We start from the raw sequence: 12,705 nt of genomic DNA, 5'->3' as shown, positions 1-12,705 counted from the left end.
GCGCAGGACTGTCGTGTTTCATACGCAACTTGAATGGTTAAATACCTTAAAACCCAATTTTAAAGTTTTACCGCTAAAAGATCGTTTAGTCTGTGGTGTTGGTGCACTGCTTGGATTAGCAGTGTCATCATTGGTCAGTTGGTATGTACTCGGTGGATTTAATGCATGGTATATCGCACCGATGGGCGCGTCCTCGGTATTGCTCTTTGCTGTACCCGCAAGCCCTTTATCACAACCCTGGAATATGGTGGTGGGGAATACCATCGCAGGTTTAGTCGGCGTGACTTGTACCATCTTTATTTCCAATCCAACCGAGGCATTTAGTGTTGCTGTTGCATTGTCGATCTTCTTGATGATGAGTACAGATTCATTGCATCCGCCAAGTGGTGCGGTGGCGATTACTGCCGTGTTGGGTGGCGCTTCTATTCATCAGTTGGGTTATCAATTTATCTTTTACCCAGTATTACTCAATTCAGTCTTGCTGCTGGTGATTGCGATCATTTTTAATCGTATGTTGGGAAAGCAATATCCACAAGTTGCACAGCTCAATACACGTTCTAAGGATCCAACGCCGACACAGAAAGTCACCATTCAACCGCAAGATATTCAAGATGTGTTAGAACAACAGACACAGCTTTTAGATATTAGTGAGTATGACTTACAAAAAATCATTTTAGAAGCACAAGAAAAGGCCAATGCAAGGGCAGTACATCAATACCTTTGCCAAGATATTATGAGCAAAGATGTCATGAGCCTAGATGAGCAAGATGATATTCATCAAGCTTTAGATAAGTTTAAACGTGTGAATTTGATGAGTTTGCCAGTGATCAATACTGATCGGGAGTTGGTTGGTACATTGGCATTGTATGAAATTGTAGAATGGTTTAAACGCGCTGCTGATGCTCGTGCCCCTTGGGAAAATTTGGTCAAACAAATTATGAATCGACAAGTGGTCACTGTACAGCCGATGCAACCAATTCAAGACTTGGTGCCTTATTTCGTTGAACGCTCTTTTAATTATATCCCTGTAGTTGATCATCAAAAAATGGTCGGGATCATTAGTCGCGCAGATATGATCGCAGCATTGCAGCAACAACTAAATAATGCACAATGATACTATAAAAAGATGCGATATAAAAAAAGCTACAGCAGTTTGGGGGAACTGTTGTAGCTGAAAAGGGTAATACCTTTAAATCAAATTCAATTAATGGGTCTTCTCTTCATAAATAGTTCGTACAGGGCGCTCATAGCTTTGCGGTTCATTTAGCTGCAATTTTTGTTTGGGCATAATTAACCAAAGCACCAAATACACCAGAATACCTGGAAAAGCTGCGCTCAAACATGAAACGATCACGAAAATAATTCGCAGCAATGTTACATTCCAACCAAAACGTTCAGCAATACCGCCCATTACACCGGCGATCATATTGTGACGGCTTGAACGATATAAACCAGAATTGGCCATTTAAATCTCCTTAAAATAATTCATCATCATTCATGATTAAAAATTTAAAAATGAATTTATATTATTAAATAGTGGCGTTTCTGTTTGATTCTTCAAGTGAATCACCGATTAAAATTGTTAAGACTGTGTAACAGGGCCACTTAAATCATTAAAAATAATGTAAAAAGTGTCCAAACCTCTGTAGTGGGTGGTTGAGACAAATACGTTTTTTATACTTTTGTAAAAAATACATCATTAAGATTTCGAGAACTGGTGTAACACAATAATATATACGTAGGTTAATATTTGATGTTGCTGGTGCTGTGCAATTGGGTTATTTGGATTTATGTATTTAACTTTTCATAAAGTAAATTTTTTTCGAATTCTAGGTATCAGTATTTGTACAGTACTGAGTGCTTGTGATTCCTCAAAATCAAATGATAAACAACAAGGTACATCTGACACACAAAATTCATCGAGTGAGCTTGCGTTACAAGAAACACCGCAACATGCTCATTCAAGCGAAGGAAAAAAACTAACAGACCTTGCGGGTCAAGCAACTCTACCTGCTGTAGTAGATATGCAGAGTCAAGATCAGCAAAGTGGGGAACTTCCTACAAAAGCTGAGGCATTTGTGGGGCGTTATCATGTACAAATGAGCTGTGAAGATCCATTCGCCAAATGTGATAAAGGCAGTGCAGAGTTTATTATTAACTTACTTCCAGACGGCACTGCACATCGCACCTTTGTTTATATGGGGAAAATAACATACGAAAATAATGATATAAAATCGAATCGTGCTTATCAAAAAAATACTTGGATCTATGATGAGCTAAATCATGAAATCGTGATTAACCGAATTGAAGGGATCCAGTTCTATTATAAAGTGGATGAACAAAATGATTTGGTGATGGATATTGATAAAATTATTAATGGAACTGAAGAAAATCGGCTCTATTTTAGTCAACACCATACAGCACCAACAAAAGCCTATGTGTTAAAGAAATTTGATAATTAAAATATTAGTAGTTAAATAATTGATAATTGAAAAGCTAAACAATCAAAAATAAGATCAAACAATGAGCCTTTATCTAGAATGATAGAATAACCAATACTTGATGTCAGACCAAAACCTGTTTCAGCCAATGGTACTGAATAGCCTAAGGTTAAGTTCTATGCATGACCTATAAATTCAATTTAGTCATTACTATAATTAATATGGGTTAAGAGACTATCTTTACCCCAAAATACGTTATCAAATGTTAAACGTGCTGAAAACTCATGCCATGCTCAATCTGACCAACCTAGGTAGTTAAATGGGTTATAGCTCAAATCTAGTAGAGGTTTAATTTGTTTAGATCAATTTAATGCCGTGTTATAGTCAATATATGAGGTAAATTCAAAATGTAGTGATGCTGAATCACCGAAGTTTGTATCGGCAGTAAAGATTCCACCGTATAAATCCGAGTCATGTGACAGTACAAAGCTTCCTTGTAGCGTAGGATCATTAGATTGGTTAGACCACGGAAACGTAGTCTGTTGCGAGTGCGGCATAACCACTTAAGCTAAGACCCGCTGCATGTTCCATTTCTGTGGACACAGCAGAATGGGTTACCATTGTTGTCAGTATTACCGATAAAATTATTGGTTTAATCATATTGATTTACTTTTCGTAAAAATTCTTTTTATTTAAACGTCATTTTTCAACTACAGATTGTTGATTGGTTTTTAACCCATTGTTTTACTCAATTCAAGTGATATTCAAGCAGATGTATATATCGATATTGAATATTGAACAAATACAGGCTTGGGATACTTTTTCTTTAATTTGTTCATGGTTATTCTGGCCTTAATTTTTTCAAAATATTAGATGATCTTGATTTGAAATTTTAAGGTGATTTCATAAATAATTTTGATTTCTTTGCGATGGAGTAACTACTACACTATTCAGTCTCTTTTAGCCCTAATTTAAAAAAACTTAGGGCCTGATACTGAATATAAAATTTAACCCAATTCTCAGATTGGTTATACTTTTTTATTTATGGGATAGATTCCTTATGTCCATAACATCTATGGAAAATAGTAAGATTCAGGCAATTCTTGAAAATCTGTGTCACGCTAATATACGTGATTGATTTACGATCTGGTTGGGTTGTGTCATTTGATTACGATTGTAGGTTTGGCTATTTATAGTTGAATCAGTTGACTCAAATTTAAGTTTATATTTTTGAGTATTAATTTTTAGTATTGATTGAATGATAAAACAATAAATTTGATGACATCGTGCTGTTGTAAAAAATTTAAGTGGACTTATTTTAATGAGGATAAGTTTGTTAAAAATCTGGTGGGTTGTGTGGGGTTCGAACCCACGACCAATAGATTAAGAGTCTACTGCTCTACCAACTGAGCTAACAACCCTGAACGTGTCTAAGCCATAGTTAAACGAGAACAAATGATGAAGCAAAATTTTCGAGGGTGGCGAAGCATCTAATGCAGATGTTTGGTTTTGGTCGGAATATTTGCAGGTTTCGTTTCTATTGTAGTACTTTAACCGTACAGAAAGAAGCCCTAAGAAAGAATGGTGGGTCGTCCGCGATTCGAACGCGGGACCAACGGATTAAAAGTCCGCTGCTCTACCAGCTGAGCTAACGACCCTGAGGGAGATGTGTAAAGCGCGATGCTTTACCCGACATTAGTGAAAATCGAGAATTTTCTATCGGTATCGATTTACAGGTTAAAACATAAAGATGGTGGGTCGTCCGCGATTCGAACGCGGGACCAACGGATTAAAAGTCCGCTGCTCTACCAGCTGAGCTAACGACCCTGAGTGAGGACGTGTAAAGCAGTGCTTTACTCGATATTTGTGAAAATTGAAAATTTTCTATCGCTATCCATTTACAGGTCAAAACAATTAAGTGGTGGGTCGTCCGCGATTCGAACGCGGGACCAACGGATTAAAAGTCCGCTGCTCTACCAGCTGAGCTAACGACCCTGAACCTTCATCCAAGCTAGGCTTGAATATGTAGTGCAAGAAAACTAAAAAGTTTTTAAACACCACTTTGTTTTGATGGAGCGTATTTTAGCAAGATATTGATAGAGCGCAAGTAAAAATTAAGAAAGTTTGCAACGTTCGGTTATAAATAACACAAAATGAACTAAAAAAGCCCTGAAATCAGGGCTTTTAGTTTAGAAACGGTATTTATAAGCTTCAATATTGGCAAAAACCTCTGGAGTGACATCGCAATAGGCATTGGCACTTGGCAGTAATACCAATATACGATCAGAGGTTTTTTCAGGATTAAAGGATTGTTCCTTTAATTTATTTTTCTGATATTTAAATGTACCCGTCGTTTCTACAATTTGTTGGATACGTAAAAATACTGGAACTGCATAGGCTGGCAAGTTCTTTTTAAACTCGGCTGCAAGCTGGCTTAAATCCTGTTCAGTCAGTTCTTCCCCATCATGTAAAGTAATGGCAGCCATACCTGCTCGACCATTGGTATTTGGAATTTCAACGCCGTAAACTACAGCTTCTGTAATTTTAGGGTATTCACTACAAATATTTTCAACTTCAGTGGTCGAAACATTTTCACCTTTCCAGCGGAAAGTATCACCAAGGCGATCGACAAATTGAGCGTGTCGGAAACCAATATCACGAACCAAGTCACCAGTAATAAAGTAAGAATCGCCCTTTTTAAAGACATCTTTCATGATCACTGACTTGTTCTTTTCAGGATCTGTATAGCCATCAAAAGGGGAACGCTTGGTGATTTTACCAATCAATAAGCCTACTTCACCTTTTTTGACTTTTTGACATATACCATGACTGTCGCGAATGGCTTCATTTTTTTCTTTATCAAACTGGACGATGGCATAAGGTGTAGGTGAGAAGCCAACAGTATTGTTAAAATTAAAAACATTACTGAAGCCTACATTTCCTTCACTAGAGGCATAAAGTTCTAAAATTTCTTCGATACCAAAGCGTTCTTTAAATTTGCCCCAAATATTTGGACGCATACCATTACCGATCATTTTAGTGACACGGTGCGTATGATCAAGTTCTGAAGCAGGTGCATCCATGAGGTAGCGGCAAAGTTCACCGACATAACCAATTGCCGACGCATTAAACTTTTTGACATCAGACCAGAATGCAGAGGTAGAGAATTTACGACGGATTGCCAAAGCTGAACCGCCTGCAATTGCACCACACCAGCACACTACCATACCTGTTGCATGGTAAAGCGGTAAAGTGCAGTACATCACGTCATCTTCACCTAAGTTTAAGACATGACCATATGTTCCGTAGGCCAATGTCCAACGACTGTTGGTAAATACCACAGCTTTAGGTAAACCGGTTGTGCCAGAGGTATAGATATAAAACAAGCCATCTTTCCCTTTGACACTTTGTGTAGTCGAAGGATTGAATTTTGGAAATTGTTGAATTTTTTCAGCGAGATTGATAAAGCCTTGAGGTGCTGTACCTGGTTCTTGCATTGTATTTTGATCTGCAAACCAATGTAGACGGTCTAGAGCAATGTTTAAGTCTTGACGAATCTCATCTACCGCAGCACGGCATTCTTCACCGACGATCACCGCAACAGGATTGACCAAGTTGATACTATGTGTCAACACTTTACCTGTTTGTGAGGTATTGACTAAAGCTGTTGTTACGCCAATTTTTGCCAGTGCAATCACGGTCGCAATCAGTTCAGGACGATTTTCGATCATCACCGTGATCGCATCGCCTTTTTTTATGCCAATAGAAAGATAAAAGTGTGCAATTTGATTGGCCCAGTTATTCAGCTCTTTATAACTATAGCGTTGATCTTCAAATAATAACGCATCACCATAAGGATTGCGTTTTACAGCACGTTCAAAAGCAAGACCTAGCCCAGCAGGCGTATTGGGTGTTCTGATATAAGCTTGTTTAAGTCCAGTCAGGATATTGGGAAGCTTATTGATGAGCTGTGGTAAGCGCTCTGCGACATCAGTAAATCCGATGAGATCGGCCTGTGTTGTTTGACTCATATCAATCCTATTTATTTTTCGTAATCCAATACAATTTTTAGAGTATCATCGACTCACATTACATTTGTCTTTTTAATCGTATAAGACTAGTGCAATCAACCTAATCTGACAAATGTCCTGATAATCTCTTCAAAATAGCAAAAAAACCTAGCCATCGAAATGACTAGGTTCTCTTTAATCGCTACATTTTAAGCAAATTTTTACACATTACTCATCCGCTGGTGGTGTCGCTTTTTTTGGCGGACGGCCACGAGGGCGACGAGGACGGGCCGGTTTTTCATCTGTTGCCACATTGTCTGCCTTTTGGGCATCTTCATCTATGCCAACTTCAGCAGTCGTATCTAAAGCAAGTGATTGTTGTGGCTTTTTCGCCTTTTCAGTTGCAACAATTGCTTTTTCAACTGGCTTAGCTGGGGCTTCTTTGACCACTTCAACTTCCGCAGGCGCTGTTTCAACTGTAGTTTCTACGGGTGTTTCAGCTTGCACTTCTTCTTTTTGAGTAACCACAGGTGCTGCTTCAACTGGGCTTGCTTGAGTCTCAGTTTCCACTTCTTCTGGTTGTTGCTCAAGTTCAGCTTGATGCTCTTGCTTTGCTTGTACAGCTGCTTGTTTTGCTAAACGACGACGTTCACGAGGATCATTCGCTACACGGCGATCATTCTCAGGCTTTGGTGGCGTTAAGTCTAAGACATCAGCAGGTTGTGCTTCTGGCGCTGCTTTAGAGATAGCAACATCACGTGTTACAGGCTGCTTGGTTTGTACATCGGTCTTTTCTTCCACAGTTAAGGTCGCTGAATATTCTTCAGTAAACTTAACCAATGCACGATTGAATGTTGGAATTAATCCAAACTGTTCAATCAATACCGCACAGTCATCACCATAAACATGACGAATCAAAGTTCCCACTGTGTACTGATTTAATGTCGGTACTTGAGATGGTGCGATTTTAGGGGTTGTTGCTTTTGCTTGAGCAGCATCACGTTGTTGACGGCGTTTTTGACGCGGGTCATTGCTGGCACGTTGCACAGGCTGTTCTACTCGAACCTCTGCTGCAGGTGTTTTTGCTTCAGTAGTTACGGTCTGACTTTCTACAGCAGGCGCAATAGTTGGTTGAGCGTCTACAGTGCGAGGTGCTTTAGCAACAGTTTCAGCTTTTTCATTGCGATCATGGCGCTTCGGTTTGTTGCTTGCTGGCGCAGCAACTTGTTGCGGGTTTAATGCCACAATTTCACTTTGAGCTTGATCAAGATTGACCACTAAAGCTGTTTCAAGAGCTGCATGCTTCGGTGTGTCAATGAGTTCAACTTTAGGTTGTTGCTCTTGAGTTTGATTATGCTCTACTGGCGCATTGTTATTTGGCGCTTGTTGTTGCTCATCATTAAACACGCTGCTATCGCGATGACGATTTGGGCGGTTTGGACGTTGCTGATGGTTACGATCACGACGTGGAACCGCTTGTTCAGCAGGGGTTGCTTCAGCATTTTGATCATGCTGTTGACGTGGCTGCTTTTGCTGACGACGTTGATCACGTTGTTCCTGACGCTGTTCTTGGCGTTGCTCTTGACGAGGCACCTGAACCACTTCTTCAATCACTTGATGTTGATCAGTATTTTGTTCACGTGACTCTTTATGCTTGTTACGATTTTTGTTTTTATTGTTGTTGTTACGCGGCGCTCTTTCTTCTTTCTCGCCCTGTTTTTCATATTCACGCGGTTCTTGTTTTTGAACAGGTGCATGTGAAAGATAAGCATTGGTTTCAGGAATAACCTGAGCTTCAATCGCTGTTGGAGCAACATTATTATTCACTTGACCAAATTGACCACGGCTTATAGCACCGCCATTAATCATTTGTTCAATTGCCGCAGCTGCATTGTTTGCAGAACGTGATTGGTCAACTGTTGCCGCTTGCTTTTGGACAAACAGATTTTCTAACCAAGCACATGGGCTTGAAGCTGGTTGAGCAACTTGTGCTTGAACCGTTTGTTGAACTTTTTGTGGTTGAGCAGGTTGTTGTTTTCTATTTTGCTTATTGTTTTGCGCTTGAGCCGGTGCAGTATTGTGTTGCGTTTGCTCTTCTTCCAAATGCCACTCAGATGACTCATAGCCCAATTCTTTTTCGCTTGAACGTGTAGCTTCAGTACGCTCATAGCTTGTTGGCGCAAAACCTTCAGGGTTATATGAGATTTCGTAATGTGGAGTTTCTAAATGTGGATGTGGCAATACAGTCACACGAACATTTGACGTTTGTTCTAAGTAAACCAGACTGTGACGCTTTTCATTCAACAAGAATGCTGCAATTTCAACAGGCACTTCAACTTGAACCTCACCTTGACGTTCACGTAATGCTATCTCTTCAACTTTACGCATAATTGAAAGAGAAAGTGAGCGTAAATCACGCACCATGCCTGTGCCATGACAGCGAGGGCATACATAACCAGTAGCTTCTTCAAGAGATGGGCGTAAACGTTGACGGCTCATTTCCATTAAACCGAAACGAGATAATTGACCGAACTGGATACGGGCACGATCACTTTGCGTCGCTTCACGAAGTTTGGCCTCAACCATACGTTGGTTGCGTTCTTTGGTCATATCGATAAAGTCGATCACAACCAAACCACCAATATCACGTAAACGTAATTGGCGAGCAATTTCTTCCGCTGCCTCTAAATTGGTACTGAGTGCAGTTTCTTCTACATCATGCCCACGTGTTGATTTCGCTGAGTTGATGTCAATTGAAACAAGTGCTTCAGTTTGGTCGATCACAATTGAACCGCCTGAAGGAAGTTTAACTTCACGTTCATAAGCTGTTTGAATTTGACTTTCAATACCAAAATGCGCAAATAACGGTTCATTTAAAGTATAGGTTTTTAACTTATCCAATTGATTTGGCATAACCGCTTTAACAAAGTTATAGGCTTCGTTATAGGCTTGCTCTGAGTCAATTAAAATTTCTGCAACATCATCACGTAAATAGTCACGGATAGCACGTGTCACAACACCCGCTTCTTGATGAACAAGCATTGGTGATGGACCAGAGTTTGCAGTACCTTGGATTTGAGCCCAAAGATCTAGCAAATGTTGAAGGTCAAGTTGAAGTTCTTCTTGTGAACGCCCAATCCCTGCTGTACGAACAATCACGCTCATACCACGTGGGGTATTTAATGACGCCAACATTTCTTTAAGTTCTTCACGAACTGAACCCGAAATTTGACGGCTAATACCACCACCTTTCGGATTGTTCGGCATCAATACTAAATAGCGACCAGCGAGAGAGATATAGGTTGAAAGTGCCGCGCCTTTGTTGCCACGCTCTTCTTTTTCAACTTGAACGAGAAGTTCTGTGCCTTCAGTGATGAGTTCACGAATATTTGAAGTTTGGCGAGGATCTGCCTTGTAATAAGTATTGGCAATTTCGCGCATCGACAAGAAACCTTGACGACCTGCTCCATACTCTACAAATACAGCTTCTAGAGAAGGCTCTACGCGAGTGACATGGCCTTTATAGATATTGGCTTTCTTTTGTTCACGTGTACGGTTTTCTAAATCGAAATCGTAAAGACGGTGACCAGTGATGAGTGCAACGCGAACTTCTTCGGCATGTGTTGCATTAATCAACATACGTTTCATGGGTGTAACACCTAATAGTGATTCACACCAACAACTCGCTATCTTTTTAAGTGAAGCGAACATCTAAAATATTGGATCAATGCCCAAATCACGGATACATCCAATATGATTTGAGTAATTTACCCACTTGTTTTGAGCAAGGTTGGGTTTGATGCCTGTATTGATGCTGCAATACTTCTTTAATCTTTGCACGATTAAAGTTTTGAGGTTTTCACTGGCACTTAAGTGGTGCATTGGATGACTGATTTGATTCGTCTTTCACTATCACATTGCTCGAAGAGCATCTCAACTTTTGTGAGAGCGTCTTGATACGGAATTATCATCGTACCTTTACAAATTGTGCAGTTCCAATGCCTCAAACACTTATGTCCTGAATAACACTCTACAGCGACTTGCCTGATGTGCATCAGTTTATGTTTAAAAACCAACGTCTGGGTTGGCGACATATATTTTTAAACAAACTGATTTCTGTACTTTAAGTACAATTAAACGCAACAGTTTGTCTTTTTGCCGATATAATAAAGCCTTCGGCGTCGGCATATTCTTTTGGGACCTTTCCGCATCTGTCGTGAATTTTATCGTATGTGTCACGCTTTCATTTTTAAAAAAGGGTGGCACTAAATTTCACTTACGGTGGTATCCGTGCGCTGACTATAGCAAACCTTGAATCATCTGCCTATGGGCTATATGCTTATTTTGTATGAAAAGCATAGTCTAAATGATCAGTTTTTAATCAAATTTTAGTTTTTTATTGGATCACCTAACTGTATGAATTCTACGCAACAATGGCAAAATGTAACTTGGTTTGAAGTAGACGAGCATCAAGAAGGCCAGCGCATCGATAATTTCTTATTTACTCGCCTGAAAGGTGTGCCGAAAAGCCGTATTTATCGTTTAATTCGTGAAGGCCAAGTACGGGTCAATAAAAAGCGTATAAAAGCAGAAACTAAGCTGGCAATTGGCGATCAAATCCGTGTTGCACCTATTCGCTTCGAGCAAAAAGATGAAACTGATGTACCTGTATCCGATAAAGTTGCTCAAAGCTTGCTTAGCCGTGTGGTGTATGAGGATGAAGGTTTATTGGTGATCAATAAACCTTCTGGAATTGCAGTACATGGCGGAAGCGGTGTGGCATACGGCTTAATTGAAGGCTTACGTGCGGCGACAGGTAAAAAATATTTGGAATTGATTCATCGTATTGACCGTGATACCTCAGGTCTGGTGATGGTGAGTAAAAAACGTAGCACCTTGAAAACGCTACAAGACTTGTTGCGTGAGCATAAAATTAAAAAAACCTATGCTGCAATTGTCAAAGGTCAAGTGAGCTTAGACCAACAGTTGATTAATCAACCTTTATTGCGCTATGAATTGTCCAATGGTGAACGTCGTGTACGTGTTTCAGATGAAGGTAAAGAATCTAAGACACAATGGAAAGTGGCAGAGCGCTTTATGCACGCAACATTGGTCTATGCTTCTCCATTGTCGGGTCGTACCCATCAAATTCGTGTGCATGGCTTAAGTATTGGTCATCCTTTGGTGGGTGACGATAAGTACGGTCATGAAACAGAATATCGTGGACCAAAAGCTCGGAGATTAAGCTTACATGCGATGCGATTAGAAATTCCAGGTTATCCTGTGATTGAAGCGCCTTTACCTGAAGATATGCAAAGCTTGGTTGCACAATTAAGAGCACAAAAGAAAGATTGATTCTATCTTGCTGCTCAGTTTATCTTTTACACAAAGGGAACTTGTTATATGAAAAGTTCCCTTTGTATTTAAAAATGCGTTAGCTTGTCATGTAAAGCGTATAAGATTTAAAAATGAGTCATGCGTACACTGAGCAAATATTGGAAATAATTCATGCAAAAACCTGTAAAGCTTATCATTTTTGATTGGGATGGCACTTTATTTGATTCAGTTGGGCAAATTGTGGCGAGTTTGTTGGTGGCTGCAAAAGAATTTGAGCAGCCGTTAACAGCTGATGCTGCGAAAAGTATTATTGGTTTGGGGTTGCCTGAAGTTGCTCAAGTGTTATTTCCTCAAGTTCCAGAGTTACATACTGAAATTTTAAAATGCTATGGTGATCATTATGTTGAGCATTCCAAAGATGATTTGTGGTTCGCTGGCGTTTCTGAAATGTTGCATGATTTAAAAAATCAAAATATCAAATTGGCAGTCGCAACAGGAAAAAGCCGTCGTGGTTTAGATCGTGTTTTGGCTCAGACCTAGAGTCAGAATTTATTTGAGATCACCCGTGCGGCCAGCGAAACCAAATCCAAACCCGATCCATTGATGTTGGCTGAAATTTTAGATTACACTGGGATTCAGGCGGAGCAAGCCATTATGGTGGGTGATACATCTTATGACTTAGAAATGGCACAGAATATTGCTATGCCACGTGTTGGGGTGAGTTATGGGGTACATGCGATTGATGTATTACAGCGTTTTAATCCGCTGACGATCGCGGATAACGTCGATCATTTACATCAGTTTTTAACTCAACAGCTTAAGGCAACTGAAGTTGCTTAGTTGCTTTTACGCTGTTTGCAGATTGCTCTCAGCGTAAACTTAGATAAAACCAACGAGTTATAATAAAAAAATTGACC

At 39.8% G+C, this 12,705-nt stretch carries 8 protein-coding genes, 4 tRNA genes and 1 pseudogene; 4 read left to right on the top strand and 9 right to left on the bottom strand.

The genetic code is table 11. The features are described from left to right. The first annotated feature begins 13 nt into the window (after positions 1-13). Positions 14-1,114, top strand: a complete 1,101-nt coding sequence (locus tag AC2G3J_RS17915) for an HPP family protein (protein WP_336952230.1) — start codon at positions 14-16, stop codon at positions 1,112-1,114. Between the two features lie 90 nt (positions 1,115-1,204). On the opposite strand, the gene AC2G3J_RS17910 is transcribed toward AC2G3J_RS17915, so the two are convergent. Further along, on the bottom strand, positions 1,205-1,465 hold the full coding sequence (locus AC2G3J_RS17910) for a PspC domain-containing protein (RefSeq protein ID WP_004718168.1): 261 nt from the start codon (positions 1,463-1,465) through the stop codon (positions 1,205-1,207). A gap of 325 nt (positions 1,466-1,790) precedes the next feature. On the opposite strand from AC2G3J_RS17910, the gene AC2G3J_RS17905 reads away from it, so the two are divergent. Beyond that, entirely contained in the window at positions 1,791-2,462 is a 672-nt protein-coding gene (locus AC2G3J_RS17905) for a hypothetical protein (RefSeq protein WP_336952229.1), read from the top strand. Positions 2,463-2,803: 341 nt separating this feature from the next. Here AC2G3J_RS17905 and AC2G3J_RS17900 read toward each other — a convergent pair whose 3' ends face one another. The 8 genes from AC2G3J_RS17900 to AC2G3J_RS17865 all read right to left on the bottom strand — a co-directional run bounded on the left by AC2G3J_RS17900 (position 2,804) and on the right by AC2G3J_RS17865 (position 10,099). Continuing rightward, entirely contained in the window at positions 2,804-2,998 is a 195-nt protein-coding gene (locus AC2G3J_RS17900) for a hypothetical protein (protein ID WP_419358945.1), read from the bottom strand. Further along, complete coding sequence (locus AC2G3J_RS17895; protein ID WP_419379239.1) at positions 2,961-3,101, bottom strand: hypothetical protein; 141 nt, start codon at positions 3,099-3,101, stop codon at positions 2,961-2,963. Before AC2G3J_RS17895 ends, AC2G3J_RS17900 begins: the two co-directional genes overlap by 38 nt. A 685-nt stretch (positions 3,102-3,786) precedes the next feature. Next, positions 3,787-3,862: transfer RNA gene (locus tag AC2G3J_RS17890), tRNA-Lys, on the bottom strand. A 161-nt stretch (positions 3,863-4,023) separates the two neighbouring features. Then, positions 4,024-4,099 (bottom strand) — tRNA-Lys (locus AC2G3J_RS17885). A 93-nt stretch (positions 4,100-4,192) separates the two neighbouring features. After that, positions 4,193-4,268: transfer RNA gene (locus AC2G3J_RS17880), tRNA-Lys, on the bottom strand. Between the two features lie 92 nt (positions 4,269-4,360). Continuing rightward, positions 4,361-4,436: transfer RNA gene (locus AC2G3J_RS17875), tRNA-Lys, on the bottom strand. Positions 4,437-4,630: 194 nt separating this feature from the next. Continuing rightward, positions 4,631-6,472 carry a long-chain-acyl-CoA synthetase gene (locus tag AC2G3J_RS17870; RefSeq protein WP_336952227.1) on the bottom strand — a complete coding sequence of 614 codons (1,842 nt, stop codon included), beginning with the start codon at positions 6,470-6,472 and terminating at the stop codon, positions 4,631-4,633. A gap of 207 nt (positions 6,473-6,679) precedes the next feature. Further along, positions 6,680-10,099, bottom strand: a complete 3,420-nt coding sequence (locus AC2G3J_RS17865) for an Rne/Rng family ribonuclease (RefSeq protein ID WP_483770389.1) — start codon at positions 10,097-10,099, stop codon at positions 6,680-6,682. Positions 10,100-10,867: 768 nt separating this feature from the next. Between AC2G3J_RS17865 and AC2G3J_RS17860 the strand changes: the two genes are divergently transcribed. Continuing rightward, a complete protein-coding gene (locus tag AC2G3J_RS17860) occupies positions 10,868-11,806 on the top strand; it encodes an RluA family pseudouridine synthase (protein WP_336952225.1) in 939 nt (312 codons plus the stop codon). A gap of 153 nt (positions 11,807-11,959) precedes the next feature. Continuing rightward, positions 11,960-12,628 (top strand): annotated as a pseudogene (locus tag AC2G3J_RS17855) (HAD-IA family hydrolase). Positions 12,629-12,705 lie beyond the last annotated feature (77 nt).

The organism is Acinetobacter legionensis (assembly GCF_057165765.1).
This window is presented reverse-complemented; position numbering and strand designations above follow the sequence as displayed.

Coding starts and splice junctions, on each gene's coding strand:
- AC2G3J_RS17910 (WP_004718168.1), bottom strand. CDS start 1,465: ATGGCCAATTCTGGTTTATATCGTTCAAGCCGTCACAATATGATCGCC.
- AC2G3J_RS17905 (WP_336952229.1), top strand. CDS start 1,791: ATGTATTTAACTTTTCATAAAGTAAATTTTTTTCGAATTCTAGGTATC.
- AC2G3J_RS17900 (WP_419358945.1), bottom strand. CDS start 2,998: ATGCCGCACTCGCAACAGACTACGTTTCCGTGGTCTAACCAATCTAAT.
- AC2G3J_RS17895 (WP_419379239.1), bottom strand. CDS start 3,101: ATGATTAAACCAATAATTTTATCGGTAATACTGACAACAATGGTAACC.
- AC2G3J_RS17870 (WP_336952227.1), bottom strand. CDS start 6,472: ATGAGTCAAACAACACAGGCCGATCTCATCGGATTTACTGATGTCGCA.
- AC2G3J_RS17865 (WP_483770389.1), bottom strand. CDS start 10,099: ATGAAACGTATGTTGATTAATGCAACACATGCCGAAGAAGTTCGCGTT.
- AC2G3J_RS17860 (WP_336952225.1), top strand. CDS start 10,868: ATGAATTCTACGCAACAATGGCAAAATGTAACTTGGTTTGAAGTAGAC.